Origin of the sequence: Microbacterium sp. NPDC090003, from assembly GCF_044748385.1 — a bacterium.
In the GTDB taxonomy this organism is placed as follows: Bacteria; Actinomycetota; Actinomycetes; order Actinomycetales; family Microbacteriaceae; genus Microbacterium.
Map to the genome: position 1 here is coordinate 1,373,767 of NZ_JBIVFW010000001.1, position 14,283 is coordinate 1,388,049.

The following is a 14,283-nucleotide window of genomic DNA, read 5'->3' on the forward strand; positions in this document are numbered from 1 at the left end:
GCTCCGCAGGAGCGAGGGGGAGAATGGAAGGGTGAGCCTCTTCGCCTTCGCCCCCTCCCGTGGACCGCGTTGGCCCCTCGCCCTCCAGGCCGCGATCTGCATCGCGGCACCGATCGCCGTGCTGACCGTCGTCGGCCAGGCACCGCTCGGCTACATCGCCGCCTCCGGTGCCTTCACGGTGCTCTACGCGGGCTCCGCCGCGGTCGTCGATCGTGCGCGCGTGCTGCCGATCGTCGCCGTCTCGCTGCTGCTGAGCGCGGCCCTCGGCATCCTCGTCGCGGGCGACACCCTCGTCGTGAGCATCGGTGTCGTGGTGGTCGCGACCGTGAGCGCGGCTTTGGCATTCGGCTTCCGGCTCGGCCCTCCCGGCCCGCTGTTCTTCGTGCTGGTCTACGGTCTGTCCGCCCACGTCGTCTCCTCCGGGGTGATCCCGCCGCTCGTCTATCTCGCTGCTCTCACCGGCGGTTGCGTGTTCTCGTACCTCGTCGCCCTCGCGCCGCTTGCGCTCCCCCGCATCCGACGGATCCGGGCGCGTCCGCTGCGAGAGCTCCTGCCCGGACCGGCCTGGAACGCGGATTCGCGGATGCTCCTGATCCGCGTGGCGGTCGTCTCGATCGTCGGCGTGCTGCTCGGTCTCGTCGTCGACCCCGAGCGCACCTACTGGATCGTCGGGTCGGCCGTCGCCGTGATCGGCGTGGCCGCTGCACGACGCGCCGCCTTCCAGCGCGGACTGCATCGGATGCTCGGCACCGTGGTCGGCGCCGGCCTCTACGTCCTCCTCGCCCTCCTGCACCCGGCCGGCATCTGGCTGGCCCTGCTGCTCGGGCTGCTGCAGTTCGCGATCGAGCTCGTCGTCGTGCGCCACTACGCCCTCGCCCTCGTGTTCATCACCCCGCTCGTGCTGCTGCTGACGGGCGCAGCGACCGGCAGCATCGGGTCGCTCGACGTCGCGGGCGAGCGGATCGTCGACACGATCGTCGGAGCGGTGCTCGGGGCCGCCTCGGGCGTGCTGCATCCTCGGGCGGCGTCGCGGGATTCGTGAGGGGCGCACTCCCGATCGTGCATCGGGAACACGATCCCGCGTCTCGCGGTTGCACCGGTCGACGCTTCCATCGAGAGGAGACGCGCATGGAGCTGACGCTCGTGACATCGGCGTTCTGCGGCGCGTGCGCACGCACTCGCGCGGTCCTCGCCGACGCCGTGCGGTTCCTGCCGGATGCGACCGTCACCGAGATCGACGTGGCCCGCGATCCGGACGCGGCCGAGTCCCTCGACATCCGCTTCACCCCGACGGTCATCATCCGTGCGGCGAACGGCGAGACGGTCTTCCGCGCCGAGGGCGTGCCGACCGTCCCGCAGGTGCTCACCGCCGCGGTGCGCGCCCTCCCCTCCTGAACCGGGATGCACCCGCAGATCTCCCTTGTGCGCGGTGGCCGACCGACGCAGACTGGGCGTGCCTCGGCCCGCAGGCATCCCTCTTCTCAGGAGCAGTCATGGCGAATCTCAACCCGTACCTGTCGTTCCGCACCGAAGCCCGCTCCGCGATGGAGTTCTATCGAAGCGTGCTCGGCGGCGACCTCGACATCACCGTGTTCGGCGACTTCCCCGACATGGTCCAGGATCCGAGCCAGCGGGACCTGATCATGCACGCGCAGCTCACCACACCCGACGGCCTGGTGCTCATGGCATCCGACACCCCTGATGGAATGCCGTACGAGGAGCCTGCGGGGATCTCGGTCTCACTCAGCGGCAACACGCGGGCCCGCACACAGGAGGTCTGGGACCGGCTCGCCGACGGCGCGACGATCACCATGCCGCTCGACGTTCCCCCGTGGGGTGGCACGTTCGGGATGCTCGTCGACCGCTTCGGCATCGCGTGGATGCTGCACGGCGACCCCGAGGCGTGACCCTCTCGTGATGCTGGGGCCCTTCGACAGGCTCAGGGACCCAGCGGGTCAGCGCAGGGCGTTCGCCTCGATGAACGCCCGCAGCGCATGCTCGTCGTCGGCCATCTCCGTCACGTGCTGCGGTGCGCCGAGCATCTCGCGGAGTTCCTTCGAGTAGTCGAGCTCCACGCCGATCGCCTCGTTGATCGTCTCGGCGAACTTGTGCGGCTTCGCGGTTTCGAGAACGAGCATGGGCACACCCTCCTCCACGTACTGGCGCGCCACTTTCACGCCGTCGGCGGTGTGGGGATCGATGATCTCCTCGGTCGAGGCGTAGACCGAACGGATGGTCTCGAGGCGGTCGGCGTGCGTCGATGTGCCGCTGACGATCCCGTACTCGAGCGCGAAGCGCGGCTGATCGCCGGCGAAGTCGAAGTAGCCCTGCTCGTCGAGGTCGCGCCAGGCCTCGACGACGCGCTCGGGATCACGACCGACGAGCTCGAAGATGAAGCGCTCGAGGTTCGAGGCCTTCGAGATGTCCATCGACGGGCTCGACGTGGCCAGCGTCTGCGCGGCGTTGCGCGGCCGGTAGACACCGGTGCGGAAGAACTCGTCGAGCACGTTGTTCTCGTTGGCGGCGAGCACGAGACGACGGATCGGCAACCCCATCTGCTTCGCGAAGAAACCGGAGCAGATGTTGCCGAAGTTGCCCGACGGCACCGTGAACGACACCTCGGTCGGGCCCTCGGCATCCGTCGCCCGCAGCCACGCCCAGAAGTAGTAGACGATCTGCGCGATGATGCGCGCGAGGTTGATCGAGTTCACGGCTCCGAGGTTCTGCGCCCGCTTGAAGTCGAGGTCACCCGCGAGGCGCTTGACGAGGTTCTGGCAGTCGTCGAAGACACCCTCGATCGCGATGTTGTGCACGTTGTCGTCGTCGAGCGAGAACATCTGAGCCCGCTGGAACGCACTCATGCGGCCCTGCGGCGAGAGCATGAACACCGAGACGCGGTCTTTGCCGCGCAGCGCGTGCTCGGCGGCGGATCCGGTGTCGCCCGAGGTCGCTCCGAGGATGTTGAGCACGGACCCCTTGCGCTCCAGCGCGTACTCGAGCACCTGCCCGAGGAACTGCATCGCCATGTCCTTGAAGGCGAGCGTGGGACCCTCCGAGAGGCCGACGAGCGTGAGTCCGTCGCCGATCGAGCGCAGCGGGACGACATCGCCCGGGAACGGCGCGTAGGCCGCCTCGGTCATGCGCGCGAGGTCTTCGCGCGGGATGTCGGTGGCGAAGAGGCCGAGCACCTCGGTCGCGAGCTGCGGGTAGGTCAACGCTCGCCAGCGCTCGAGCGTCTCGGTGTCGACGGTCGGCATCTCGGCCGGGACCGCGAGCCCTCCGTCGGGGGCGAGGCCCTCCAACAGCGTCTCGCTGAACGGCTGCGGCTGCATGCCGCCGCGGGTGGAGATGAACTGCACGTTGGCTCCTCGGTTCGGGACTTCGGCACGTCCATTCTCGCAGGACGTCGGACGCCTCGACGACGCGATGACGGATGCCCCTGAGTACACGTTTTGATTAATTCAGAGAAAAATGTACTCTCAGACCATGACCACCGCCACGCTCTCGCACACCGCGGCCCTCGCCCGCCTGGGGCACGCCTTCTCGGACCCGACCCGTGCTGGCATCCTGCTCGCTCTGCGCGCCGGCGACTCCTTCCCCGCGGACCTCGCAGACGGCCTCGGGGTCTCTCGCCAGGTCATGTCGAACCACCTCGCCTGCCTGCGCAGCTGCGGCCTGGTCGAGAGCGTTCCCGATGGACGACGTAGCCGCTACCGGCTCACCGACCCGCACCTGGCGCCCGCGCTCGACGAGCTCCTGCGGGTCGTGCTGATCGTCGAACCCGGATGCTGCGACGGCGAGGGGTGCACCTGCTGATGTCGGCCGCACTCACGCGGGGACGGCGCGACACCCTGCACCGGCGCATCCGCCTGATCGTCGCGATCACGATCGGCTACAACCTCGTCGAGGCCGTGATCGCCATCACCGCGGGAACCGTCGCCTCGTCGACGGCCCTGATCGGGTTCGGGCTCGACTCGACGATCGAGGTGCTGTCGGCAGCGGCTGTCGCCTGGCAGTTCACCAGGCGCGATCCCGAGAGGTGGGAGAAGCCCACCCTGCGGGTGATCGCCGTCGCGTTCTTCCTGCTCGCCGCGTATGTCACGACGACTTCCCTGCTCGCTCTCGCCACCGCTGAGCGCCCCGAGCACAGCACCATCGGCATCGTCCTCACGGCGGTGAGCGTTGCGGTCATGCCGTTCCTATCGCTCGCCGAGCGCCGCGCGGGCCGCGAGGTCGGCTCCGCCACCGCCGTCGCCGACTCGAAGCAGACCCTCATCTGCACGTATCTCTCGGCCGCCGTGCTCGCGGGTCTCGTACTGAACAGCCTGCTCGGATGGTGGTGGGCGGATGCCGTCGCCGGCCTCGTCATCGCCGCATTCGCCGTGCGCGAGGGGTGGGAGGCCTGGCAGGGCGACGCCTGCGCGACGTCGGTCGGGATGATCCTGGAGGACGGCCACGAAGACGAGCACGACCGCGACCACGATCACGCGCGCTGAGGCGCGCGGGCGATCAGAGGAGTTCGGAGACGAGGCTCTCGATCCGTGCGCGGATCTCGTCGCGGATCGGACGCACCGCGTCGATCCCCTGACCGGCCGGGTCGTCGAGCTTCCAGTCCTCGTAGCGCTTGCCGGGGAAGAACGGGCAGGCGTCACCGCACCCCATCGTGATGACGACATCGGATGCCTGGACGGCCTCGGTCGTGAGCACTTTCGGCTGCTCTGCGGTGATGTCGATGCCGAGCTCGCTCATCGCCTCGACCGCGACCGGGTTGATCGCGTCGGCGGGCATCGATCCGGCCGAGCGCACCTCGATGCGGTCTCCCGCGATGTCGCGCAGGAATCCTGCGGCCATCTGCGAGCGCCCGGCGTTGTGCACGCAGACGAACAGAACCGAGGGAGTGGCAGCAGCGGAGGTCATGATTCCCAGGATAGGCGGGTCAGATCCACCCGCGCTCCTCGGCGAGGAGAACCGCCTGCTGGCGGGTCGCGACCGAGAGCTTGCCGAGGATCGCCGAGACGTGATTGCGCACGGTGCCCGGAGCGAGGGAGAGGGTGCGGGCGATCTGCCCGGTCGTCTCGCCGCGTCGCCCGGCGCGCAGCACGTCGAGCTCGCGATCGGTCAGCGGCGAACGCTCGTCGCTGAGGGCATCGGCGGCGATCTCCGGATCGACGTACTTGCCCCCGGCCGCGACCTTGCGAATGACCGCTGCGACCTCGTTCGCTCCGCGGGACTTGGGCAGGAAGCCCGACACCCCCGATGCCAGCGCACGGCGCAGCACCCCCGGCCGCGCGTGGCGGGTGACGACGACGCAGCGGGTCACGATGGTGCGGTTCAGCCGCTCGGCGACCTGCACGCCGTCGAGGCCCGGCATCTCGAGGTCGAGCAGGCACACGTCGGGTTCGAGGCGCAGCGCCTCGGCCACCGCTTCATCGCCGTCGCCGCACTCCGCAACCACGTCGATGTCGTCTTCGAGTCGCAGCAACGCGGCGAGCGCCGACCGGATCATGCCCTCGTCATCGGCCAGCAGCACGCGGATCATCGCGCCTCCTCCGCCGGGACGGTCGCGGTGACGACGAACTCCTCGCCGTCGTCGTGCACGTCGAGCGCGCCGCCGACCTCGGCGAGACGGCGACGGATGCCGTCCAGACCGGAGCCCCCGGTATCCGAGATCTCGCCCTCGACACGGTCGTTCGCGATCGTGTACCGCCAGTCCGATCCGTCCCGGGCCAGGGAGAGCCGCGCCCGCGCGCCGCCCCCGTGGCGCAGCGCATTCGTGGTCGTCTCGCGGATCACGGGTCCGAGGGCGGATGCCGGGGCCGATGCCGCGTCCGGGGGGATGCGCGCCTCGACCTCGAGGCCCGCGGCGGTGAGCAGGTCGCGGGCGTTGGCGAGTTCGTCGCCCAGCGGCACGGAGCGGAAGCGGGTGGCGAGGTCGCGCGTGCCCTGCCGTGCGTCGTCGACGCTGGCACGCGCGGCGCGGAGCTGCTCCATGCCGGCATCCGCATCGACCGGCATGAGTCGCTCGGCGAGTTCGAGCTGCAGCGCGATCACCTGCAGATGGTGCCCCTGCAGGTCATGCACGTCGGTGGCGACGCGCAGACGTTCCTGGGTGGCCGCGAGCCTGACCTCGGAGGCTCTGGCGCGGTCGAGCGTATTGAGGACATCCCACCACCACAGCGTGCTCACCGTCATGATCGGCAGGAGCGTGGTGTAGAAGATCGGCATCCACCACACGGCTGCCGCCTCGTCGTGGGCATCGATGAATCCGAGCGCCCCCATGACCAGCACCGCCGCGATGGTCACGCGGTACCGCACACCGGCCGGCCAGTTGAGCAGCGCGAGCGACTGCACGATGGGCATGAGCGCGAGCTGCCAACTGCCGAGAGCGATGCCCGCGACCACGCCGAACGCCACCGCGACGGTCATCGGCAGAAGGATGCTCCGCCACGCGACGCCGGGCTCGGCATCGACACGATGCCGGTAGTCCCGCAGGAGGAGGGCGGTGGATGCCCACCAGATCAGGCCGCCGACGGCCACGATCATGCCGGGCACGATGCTCGCGGGCTCGGCCAACGCGAGCACCGTCCAGAAGAACACCAGCATGAGTTCGAGGAACAGCACGCCCGACACCGTGTACCACCAGGTGGCGATGATGCCGCGCGCGAGTTGGCGGGCTCCGGGTGACGAGGGGGTGCTCACCCCACCACCCTAGAGCCGTGACAGTTGTCACCCCTCGGGCGTGCGGAGCGCGTGCATTCCGGTGACACCGCGGCACTGCCGCGATCGGACGGCAGCGGATGAACTGGATCCATGAACCTCATCGAGACCTTCCAGAACCTCGTCGCCCAGGTGCCCGACCTCGTGCAGCCGCTCATCGTCGCCCTCGCCGGCGCCGTCCCGTTCATCGAGGGAGAGGGCGCTGCCTCGATCGGCATCATCGGCGGCATCCACCCGATCGTCGCCGCCCTCGCCGGCATCGTCGGCAACTTCCTCTGCGTGCTGGTGCTCGTGCTCGCCGGTTCCGGCGCACGACAGGCGATCGTGCAGCGCAACCGCTCGCGCCAGCTCGTCGCGGCCGGCGGCGACGCATCGGCGGTCGAGACTCCGGGCACGGCGGCGAGCCCGCGCAAGCAGAAGTTCCAGAACGCGCTCGATCGTTACGGCGTTCCCGGGGTGAGCCTGCTCGGCCCGCTGCTCCTGCCGACGCAGTTCACCGCGACGATGCTCGCCGCGGCCGGCGTGAGCAAGTCGCGGATCCTCTTCTGGCAGGGACTCGCGATCGTCGCCTGGACCACTCTCCTGACGATCATCGTCGGCGGCGCCGTGCACGTGATCGCCTGAGTGAGGCCGGATCCCCGGAGGGAGATGAGGGGCGGCATGTGGGGACCGCCGCCCCTCGGGTGTGGTGCCCGAGGCACCGACGTGATCGGGGAGATCACTGAGGGCCCCGGGGAGGGCCCGTCTAGAGCAACGAGGGGCGTCAGGAAATCTGACGCCCCTCGTTCATTCCTGTTCCACCACGCTCACGAACCGGCGCGAGCCCGTCGACGCGAGACGATCAGGTAGGCACTGGCGCCGATCGTGAAGAGTGCACCGACCAGACCGGCGGCACCCGCGAAGGCCATCGTGCCGCCGGTGATCGCGAGGCCACCGCTTGCGCTCGTCGCCCCAGCGGTCGGCCCGCCGGCTGACGGATTCGATGTCGCGCCCTGCGGCGTCGTCGTCGGAGACGGCGTCGAGGTCGGCGGCACGACGACGTCGTCGATGACGATCGTGTACCCCTGCGTATCGGTGCCGTACTGGTTGGTCGCGGTCACGGTGAACGTGTAGCTGCCCGCGGTGGTCGGCGTACCCGAGACGACACCCGTGGTGGGGTCGAGCGTCAGCCCCGGCGGCAGCGCTCCCGCCGTGACGGCGAGGGTGATCGGTCCCGGCCCGGTGGTCTCGGCGACCTGCGAGTAGTCCTGCCCGACCGTGCCGCCGGGCAGGGTCGGCGTGACGATCACGGGCGGTTCGGTGTAGGTGAACCCGCCGGGGTAGGTCGTCGGCGCCTGGTACCCCGTGGGCGTCGTCCCGGCGATGAGGCCCGCCGTGACGACCACGTCGACCGGGCCGTCGCCATGCGGCGGCGTGACGACGGTGATCGGGCAACCCGACGCATCGAGATCCGTTCCCGGGATGCCGTCGAAGGTGACCTCCGTCACGCCGAAGCTCACCGCGAGGGCAGGACGCGTCGTCCCCGCGGTCGCCATGCTGCCGAGCAGCGGCGGTTCGCCCGCACCGAGCGCACCCCACGTGTAGAGGCGACCGTCGGTGCCGAGGGCGTACGACGCGCGATAGTCGATCGCCAGATCGGTGAAGGCGACTCCGGCCGGAACATCCGCCATGTCGACGCGCACGGGCGCCGCGGCGTTCGTGGTGCCGCCGTTGCCGAGCTGACCCGACGAGTTGAGTCCGATGCTGTAGGTGTTGCCGTCGTCGGCGAGCAGCATCGCGTGCAGTTCGCTCGACACGACCTTCGCGACCGTGACGCCGGCCGGGATCTCCCCTGCGCCCATGAGCACGGGTTCGGTCACCCACTGCACCGAGGTGTCGCCGATGCCGAGCGCACCGTTGCCGTTGTTCCCCCAGGAGTAGACGCGCCCGTCGGTGCCGACGCCGTAGGCGTTGTACGACCCCGCGGCCACCTGGGTGAAGGTGACGCCGGCGGGCACAGCACCCTGACTGATGCGCACCGGAGTCGTGCGAACGACCGAACTGGATGAGTCACCGCTGCCGTCACCGGTCGCGCCGAGGAAGTTCGACCCCCACGCGTAGATCCATCCGTCACTGCCCAGGGCGTATCCGTTGCCGTTGCCCTTGGCGATCTGGGTGATCGTCACACCGGCAGGGATCTGCCCCTGCGCGAGCGCGACGGGCTCGGTCTGGATGATGTTGGTGCCGTTTCCGCTCGACGGCTCACCCCAGCTGTACACCCAGCCGTTGTCTGCGAGCACCGACACGTGCCCCGAACCGGAGACCACCTCGGTCGCCTTCACTCCCGCGGGAATCTCACCTCGGTGCACCTTCACCGGAGTCGAATACTCCCACTGGGCGTACGAGCCGATCCCGATCTGCCCGGATGCGTTCATCCCCCAGGCGTAGATCTCTCCGTCGGCGGTGACCGCGTAGCCGGTGTGCTGGCCGTAGGCGACGGAGACGACGTCGGCGTCCGCGGGCATCTCCCCCCGGGCGATGGCCCACGGGGCGCTGTTCCCGCCCTGAGCCGTCGCCCCCCATCGGTCCTCGCCCCAGGTGAGCACGGCGTCATCGTCGGTGACGATCATCGCGTTCATCCCCCCGGCGGTGAACAGGTCGATCGACGGGACGACACCGCAGTCGATCTCGACGGTCGTACCACCGGCGGTCGGCCCGGAGTCCGGTGCCACCGCGGCCCATCCTGCGGCCGGAATCGACACCGCCAGCGCGAGCCCGACGGCCGCACCTCCACGGACGATGCGCCCTATCTTCTTCTTCGCGTGCATGATCATTCCTCCCCAGTGCGAAGCCCCTTGCTGCGCACCCATCCCCCACGGAAGAGACGAGTGACCGGGCGATTCGTTACGCGGAACGAGGCCGGATCGGGAAATCGTCAGATTCTGGTCGGTCTCTCGTTCGGGGTGCTCAGCGCGGGTCGGGGAACGCGGACGACCTGACAGAATGGACGCGTGCACCCGTCCAGAAGACCCGCCGTCCTGCGCGGGTTCGCGGCATCCGCCGTGGCGATCTTCGTCGCGCTGGCCGGGCACGTCACCGCGGGCGGGGCGATGCCTGGGCCGCTCGGAATCGTCGTGCCGTGGGTGCTCTCGTTCATGGTGAGCGTGCTGCTCGCCGGCCGTCGGCTCTCGGTCATCCGGTTGAGCATCTCGGTCGCGGTCAGCCAGTTCCTGTTCCACACGCTCTTCGTGCTCGGCACGATCACACCCTCGGGCGTCGTCGCCCCGCACGTGCACGGTGCCCCGCTCGTGCTCCCGGCCGCAGGCGCGATCCCGGATGCGGTCGTCGCCGACGGCACGATGTGGATCGGCCACGTGGTCGCCGCCGTCCTCACGATCGCCGCTCTGCATCGCGGCGAGAGGCTGCTCCTCGGTCTGCGCGACCTGGCGCAGCAGAGCATCCGCTGGGTGCAGCGACGCGTCGCCTCGACGACCTTCGTCGCGCCCGTGCGCCCGCTCGCGGCGCCTTCCGTCTTCTCGTCCCCCGTCGCCCTGCGCGATGCGCTGCTGCTCTCGACCCTGCGCGGTCGAGCCCCGCCCCTCTCCTCCGCGATCTGATCCGCACCCCCGGCCACCTCTGCGCCGGGCGGTGATCACGCCCGCGTCGGCACGCTGCCGCGCGGGCATCCGAACGCACATGCGGCGTCGGTTCCCGGCGCCCGTTGAGAGGTCTGTCATCCATGTCCCCTGTCCGCAGATTCGCGGTCGGGATGGCGGTGGCGGCTGTCGCGGTGTTCGCGACGGCCGTGCCGGCATCCGCCCATGATTCGCTCGTCCACAGCACGCCCGAAGCCGACGAGAATCTGGCCACGGCGCCCGAGAGCATCACCCTGACCTATTCGGGCGAACTGCTCGTGCTCGGCGATTCCACCCAGGGCGCCGTCGTGCTCGTGATCGACGAGAGCGGCCGCGATTGGGCGACCGGCGACGTGGAGGTCTCGGGCAACACCGTCACCGCTGCGGTCGAGCCCGGAATGCCCGACGCCGGCTACCAGGTGCGCTGGCAGGTGGTCTCGGAGGACGGGCATCCGATCTCGGGCATCGTGCCGTTCACGATCGGCGACGCCGAACCGATGACGGCGGGGGCGCCGACGGACGCCGACGCCCCCGCGTACGTTCCGGATGCCTCGGATGAGTCCACGGACCAGTCCACCGATGAGACCGACGGCGGCCTGCGTGCGCTGCTCGTCGGCGGCGCGGGCGCGACGATCGCCGTCGTCGCCCTCGTCCTCTATCGAACCCTCCGCCGTCCGAAGACGGCACCCGCCGCGTCCGCCGAGGGCGACGCCGCGGACCAGAAGTGAAAGGCATTTCCATGAACACCCCTACGAACAACCTGTTCCGTCTGACCGCGCTCGTCGCCGTCTCACTGCTCGCACTCACCGGGTGCGCGGCGACCGAGGCTCCCGCCGAGTCGGCACCGGCGGGTGAGACCGTCACCATCGAGGACGCCTGGGTCAAGGCGACCGACGAAGACATGTCCGCGGCATTCGGCACGCTGACCAACAGCGGCACGGATGCCGTCACGATCGTGTCGGCCGAGACCGAGGCCGCCGGCATGGTGGAACTGCACGAGACCGTCGAGAACGAGGCGGGCGAGATGGTGATGCGCGAGATCGAGGGCGGGTTCTCGATCCCCGCCGGCGGCTCGCTGAAGCTCGAGCCCGGCGCGAACCACATCATGCTGATGGGTCTCGCCGGCGCACTCACCGCGGGCGACGAGGTCTCCGTCACACTGACATTCGCGGACGACTCGACCTACGAGTTCTCGGCTCCGGTGAAGGACTACTCCGGCGCCAACGAGAACTACGAGGGCGACGACCACGAGGGCATGGACCACTGATGCCCCCGCGCACCGAGGGTGCGCGCTCCGATCGCTCCGGGTCGACCCGGCGGCAGTTCCTCCTCGGAGGCGCTGTCGCCGGTGTCGGCGCGGTCGCGGCGATCGGGGTCGACTACGCCCTGAACCGGCAGGATGCCGGAACCGCAGCCCCCGCTTCGACGCCGATGAACGGCGAGGAGACCGTCCCGTTCCACGGCACGCATCAAGCCGGGATCGACACCGCAGCGCAGGCGCACGGACTGTTCCTCGCCCTCGATCTGCTCGACACGACGGATCGCGACGGCCTCACCCGGCTGCTCCGCATCCTGACCGACGATGCCGCCCGGCTCACGCAGGGGAAGGCGGCACTCGCGGACTCCGAACCGGAGCTCGCCGCCGCCCCCGCACGCCTGACCGTCACGTTCGGTTTCGGCCCGGGCCTCGTCGCACGCGCGGCGGGCGCGGCGCCGACGTGGCTCGCTCCCCTGCCGGCATTCTCGATCGATCGTCTGCAGCCGGAATTCTCCGACGGCGACCTGCTGCTGCAGATCGCCGCCGACGATCCGCTCACCGTCGCGCACGCGGCGCGGATGCTGTTGAAGGACGCCCGCAGCTTCGCGTCGCTGCGCTGGAGCCAGCAGGGCTTCCGCCGCGCGTACGGCACCGAGCGCCCGGGCACGACCATGCGCAACCTGTTCGGCCAGGTCGACGGCACCGCCAACCCCGAACCGGGCACGACCGAGTTCGACTCCGTCGTCTGGGTGGCCGACGGATGGATGGCGGGTGGCACCGGGATGGTCGTGCGGCGGACCCGCATGGACCTCGACAAATGGGATCGCCTGGATCGCAGCGGGCGCGAGGCATCCGTCGGCCGCACGCTCGCGAACGGCGCACCGCTCACCGGCACGCAGGAGTTCGACGAACCGGACTTCGACGCCACGGGCGCGGCGGGTTTTCCCGTGATCCCGCAGTTCGCTCACATGCGGCGGGCGCGCGGTGACGACGGCGAGAAGATCTTCCGTCGCGCGTACAACTACGACGAGCGGCCGGCGGGTTCGAGCGTGTCGGAGTCGGGGCTGATCTTCGTGTCGTTCCAGGCAGACATCGACCGTCAGTTCACACCCATGCAGCAGAGGCTCGCCGACCTCGATCTGCTCAACGAGTGGACGACGCCGATCGGCTCGGCCGTGTTCGCCCTCCCACCCGGATGCCGCGAGGGCGGGTTCATCGGCGAGACGCTGCTGGGAGCGACCTCGTGAGCATCATGGACGCACCTCCGGCACCGGCATCCGTTCCCCCTTCGCGCCGCCATCGGCCCCGCTGGTTCGGCGCGCTGATGCTGCGGCTGCATTTCTACGCCGGCATCCTGGTGGGGCCGTTCATCCTGGTGGCGGCGCTCAGCGGTGCGCTCTATGCGCTCGCGCCGACGCTCGAGCAGGTCGTGTACGCCCGCGAACTGCATGCGCCGGCGACGGACGATCCGCTCACGCTGGCCGCGCAGATCGAGGTCGCCGAGCAGCACGCCGGCGACGAGGCGACGCTGTCGGCCGTGCGTCCTGCGCCGGAGGCGGGCGATACGACCCGCATCATGTTCGCGCAGGAGGGACTCGGAGCGAGCGAGTCGCGCGCCGTGTTCGTCGACCCGGGCACGGGCGAGATCCGCGGAGACCTCACGGTGTACGGCACGAGCGGTGCGCTGCCGCTTCGCACCTGGATCTCGAACCTGCATCGCAACCTGCAGCTCGGTGAGGCCGGACGCTTCTACAGCGAGCTGGCGGCATCCTGGCTAGGAATCGTCGTGCTCGCGGGGCTCGCGCTGTGGATCATCCGGATCCGCACGGCACGCGCGAAGCGCGATCTGATGCGTCCGAACCCGAAACACACCGGATACCGCCGGGCGTTCGGGTGGCACGCGTCGGCCGGTGTCTGGGTCGTTCTCGGCGCGCTGTTCCTCTCGGCGACCGGCATCACGTGGTCGCAGTTCGCCGGCGCGAACGTCTCGAACCTGCGCGCCTCGCTCGACTGGGGCACGCCACAGCTCACGACCGCGCTCGACGGCGCGAATGCCCCGGTCGACGAGCATGCCGGGCATCACGGGACCGTGTCGGCACCGACGGGCGCGGCGAACCCCGCGACCTTCGATGCGGTGCTCGCGATCGCCCAGCGCACGAACGTGGACACCGGGCTCGTGGAGATCGCCCCTCCCGCCGCGCCGGGCTCGGCGTGGGTCGTGCGCGGGATCAAGACGAGCTACCCCACCGAGGTCGACTCCGTCGCGATCGACGGCACCACGATGCAGGTCGTCGACCGGGTCAACTTCGCAGAGTTCTCCCTGCCGGCGAAGCTGGCGCGGTGGGGCGTCGATCTGCACATGGGCGTGATGTTCGGTCTCGCGAACCAGATCGTGCTGTTCGTGATCGCGGTAGCGATCGCCGGGATGGTCGTGCTCGGGTACGTGATGTGGGGCAAGAGACGACCGCCGCGGTCGACACGGAGATTCGGTGGCGCGCTACCTGCGCCCGGGCTGCTGCGCGATGCTCCGTGGTGGGGGCTGGCGGTCGTCGCGGCGGTCGGCACTGCTGTGGGCCTGTGGCTGCCGCTGGTCGGCTGGACCCTCGTGGGGTTCGTGCTGGTGGACATCGTCGCGGGGCTCGTCTCGCGGCGTTCGGCGTAGCCGCGGCATCCGCTCTCCCGCATCGGCGGGAA

The 14,283-nt window shown here is 70.0% G+C and carries 16 protein-coding genes; 11 read left to right on the top strand and 5 right to left on the bottom strand.

What is annotated here, in order from left to right; all coding sequences use genetic code 11:
* The first annotated feature begins 31 nt into the window (after window positions 1–31).
* The 3 genes from ACIPVN_RS06680 to ACIPVN_RS06690 all read left to right on the top strand — a co-directional run bounded on the left by ACIPVN_RS06680 (window position 32) and on the right by ACIPVN_RS06690 (window position 1,907).
* The gene (locus tag ACIPVN_RS06680; protein WP_400441113.1) at window positions 32–1,042 is read left to right on the top strand and encodes an FUSC family protein; all 1,011 of its coding nucleotides are present in this window, start codon (window positions 32–34) and stop codon (window positions 1,040–1,042) included.
* Between the two features lie 86 nt (window positions 1,043–1,128).
* On the top strand, window positions 1,129–1,395 hold the full coding sequence (locus ACIPVN_RS06685) for a glutaredoxin family protein (RefSeq protein WP_400441116.1): 267 nt from the start codon (window positions 1,129–1,131) through the stop codon (window positions 1,393–1,395).
* A gap of 98 nt (window positions 1,396–1,493) precedes the next feature.
* The gene (locus ACIPVN_RS06690; RefSeq protein ID WP_400441119.1) at window positions 1,494–1,907 is read left to right on the top strand and encodes a VOC family protein; all 414 of its coding nucleotides are present in this window, start codon (window positions 1,494–1,496) and stop codon (window positions 1,905–1,907) included.
* A 48-nt stretch (window positions 1,908–1,955) separates the two neighbouring features.
* Here ACIPVN_RS06690 and thrC read toward each other — a convergent pair whose 3' ends face one another.
* Window positions 1,956–3,359 (bottom strand): threonine synthase, encoded by a 1,404-nt coding sequence (thrC, locus tag ACIPVN_RS06695; protein ID WP_400441122.1) that lies wholly within the window; start codon window positions 3,357–3,359, stop codon window positions 1,956–1,958.
* Window positions 3,360–3,486: 127 nt separating this feature from the next.
* Between thrC and ACIPVN_RS06700 the strand changes: the two genes are divergently transcribed.
* Both ACIPVN_RS06700 and ACIPVN_RS06705 read left to right on the top strand, forming a co-directional pair.
* Window positions 3,487–3,816, top strand: a complete 330-nt coding sequence (locus ACIPVN_RS06700) for an ArsR/SmtB family transcription factor (protein WP_400441125.1) — start codon at window positions 3,487–3,489, stop codon at window positions 3,814–3,816.
* Window positions 3,816–4,496: a cation diffusion facilitator family transporter gene (locus tag ACIPVN_RS06705; protein WP_400441128.1), complete on the top strand. Its 681-nt coding sequence runs from the start codon at window positions 3,816–3,818 to the stop codon at window positions 4,494–4,496. The genes ACIPVN_RS06700 and ACIPVN_RS06705 overlap by 1 nt, the downstream gene beginning before the upstream one ends.
* Before the next feature lie 13 nt (window positions 4,497–4,509).
* Here ACIPVN_RS06705 and ACIPVN_RS06710 read toward each other — a convergent pair whose 3' ends face one another.
* Genes ACIPVN_RS06710 through ACIPVN_RS06720 form a run of 3 tightly spaced genes read right to left on the bottom strand, consistent with a single transcriptional unit; the run spans window position 4,510 to window position 6,699 of the window.
* Window positions 4,510–4,917, bottom strand: a complete 408-nt coding sequence (locus ACIPVN_RS06710; RefSeq protein WP_400441131.1) for an arsenate reductase ArsC — start codon at window positions 4,915–4,917, stop codon at window positions 4,510–4,512.
* 19 nt (window positions 4,918–4,936) lie between these two features.
* Window positions 4,937–5,539 carry a response regulator gene (locus ACIPVN_RS06715; protein ID WP_400441134.1) on the bottom strand — a complete coding sequence of 201 codons (603 nt, stop codon included), beginning with the start codon at window positions 5,537–5,539 and terminating at the stop codon, window positions 4,937–4,939.
* Window positions 5,536–6,699, bottom strand: coding sequence for a sensor histidine kinase (locus ACIPVN_RS06720; RefSeq protein ID WP_400441137.1), 1,164 nt, complete (start codon window positions 6,697–6,699; stop codon window positions 5,536–5,538). Before ACIPVN_RS06720 ends, ACIPVN_RS06715 begins: the two co-directional genes overlap by 4 nt.
* 111 nt (window positions 6,700–6,810) lie before the next feature.
* On the opposite strand from ACIPVN_RS06720, the gene ACIPVN_RS06725 reads away from it, so the two are divergent.
* Entirely contained in the window at window positions 6,811–7,341 is a 531-nt protein-coding gene (locus ACIPVN_RS06725) for a small multidrug efflux protein (RefSeq protein ID WP_400441140.1), read from the top strand.
* Between the two features lie 182 nt (window positions 7,342–7,523).
* Here the strand turns inward: ACIPVN_RS06725 and ACIPVN_RS06730 are convergent, their stop codons facing one another.
* The gene (locus tag ACIPVN_RS06730; RefSeq protein ID WP_400441143.1) at window positions 7,524–9,524 is read right to left on the bottom strand and encodes a putative Ig domain-containing protein; all 2,001 of its coding nucleotides are present in this window, start codon (window positions 9,522–9,524) and stop codon (window positions 7,524–7,526) included.
* Between the two features lie 183 nt (window positions 9,525–9,707).
* Here ACIPVN_RS06730 and ACIPVN_RS06735 point away from each other — a divergent pair, with 183 nt between their 5' ends.
* The 5 genes from ACIPVN_RS06735 (at window position 9,708) to ACIPVN_RS06755 (ending at window position 14,251) form a co-directional block, all read left to right on the top strand.
* Window positions 9,708–10,313: a hypothetical protein gene (locus ACIPVN_RS06735; protein ID WP_400441145.1), complete on the top strand. Its 606-nt coding sequence runs from the start codon at window positions 9,708–9,710 to the stop codon at window positions 10,311–10,313.
* A gap of 122 nt (window positions 10,314–10,435) precedes the next feature.
* A complete protein-coding gene (locus ACIPVN_RS06740; protein WP_400441147.1) occupies window positions 10,436–11,059 on the top strand; it encodes a copper resistance protein CopC in 624 nt (207 codons plus the stop codon).
* A gap of 11 nt (window positions 11,060–11,070) precedes the next feature.
* Window positions 11,071–11,598 (top strand): copper chaperone PCu(A)C, encoded by a 528-nt coding sequence (locus tag ACIPVN_RS06745; protein WP_400441150.1) that lies wholly within the window; start codon window positions 11,071–11,073, stop codon window positions 11,596–11,598.
* A complete protein-coding gene (locus ACIPVN_RS06750; protein WP_400441152.1) occupies window positions 11,598–12,836 on the top strand; it encodes a Dyp-type peroxidase in 1,239 nt (412 codons plus the stop codon). Before ACIPVN_RS06745 ends, ACIPVN_RS06750 begins: the two co-directional genes overlap by 1 nt.
* A gap of 5 nt (window positions 12,837–12,841) precedes the next feature.
* Window positions 12,842–14,251: a PepSY-associated TM helix domain-containing protein gene (locus ACIPVN_RS06755; RefSeq protein WP_400441155.1), complete on the top strand. Its 1,410-nt coding sequence runs from the start codon at window positions 12,842–12,844 to the stop codon at window positions 14,249–14,251.
* Window positions 14,252–14,283: the final 32 nt, after the last annotated feature.

Coding starts and splice junctions, on each gene's coding strand:
- ACIPVN_RS06685 (WP_400441116.1), top strand. CDS start 1,129: ATGGAGCTGACGCTCGTGACATCGGCGTTCTGCGGCGCGTGCGCACGC.
- ACIPVN_RS06690 (WP_400441119.1), top strand. CDS start 1,494: ATGGCGAATCTCAACCCGTACCTGTCGTTCCGCACCGAAGCCCGCTCC.
- ACIPVN_RS06700 (WP_400441125.1), top strand. CDS start 3,487: ATGACCACCGCCACGCTCTCGCACACCGCGGCCCTCGCCCGCCTGGGG.
- ACIPVN_RS06705 (WP_400441128.1), top strand. CDS start 3,816: ATGTCGGCCGCACTCACGCGGGGACGGCGCGACACCCTGCACCGGCGC.
- ACIPVN_RS06710 (WP_400441131.1), bottom strand. CDS start 4,917: ATGACCTCCGCTGCTGCCACTCCCTCGGTTCTGTTCGTCTGCGTGCAC.
- ACIPVN_RS06715 (WP_400441134.1), bottom strand. CDS start 5,539: ATGATCCGCGTGCTGCTGGCCGATGACGAGGGCATGATCCGGTCGGCG.
- ACIPVN_RS06725 (WP_400441140.1), top strand. CDS start 6,811: ATGAACCTCATCGAGACCTTCCAGAACCTCGTCGCCCAGGTGCCCGAC.
- ACIPVN_RS06730 (WP_400441143.1), bottom strand. CDS start 9,524: ATGCACGCGAAGAAGAAGATAGGGCGCATCGTCCGTGGAGGTGCGGCC.
- ACIPVN_RS06740 (WP_400441147.1), top strand. CDS start 10,436: ATGTCCCCTGTCCGCAGATTCGCGGTCGGGATGGCGGTGGCGGCTGTC.
- ACIPVN_RS06745 (WP_400441150.1), top strand. CDS start 11,071: ATGAACACCCCTACGAACAACCTGTTCCGTCTGACCGCGCTCGTCGCC.
- ACIPVN_RS06750 (WP_400441152.1), top strand. CDS start 11,598: ATGCCCCCGCGCACCGAGGGTGCGCGCTCCGATCGCTCCGGGTCGACC.
- ACIPVN_RS06755 (WP_400441155.1), top strand. CDS start 12,842: ATGGACGCACCTCCGGCACCGGCATCCGTTCCCCCTTCGCGCCGCCAT.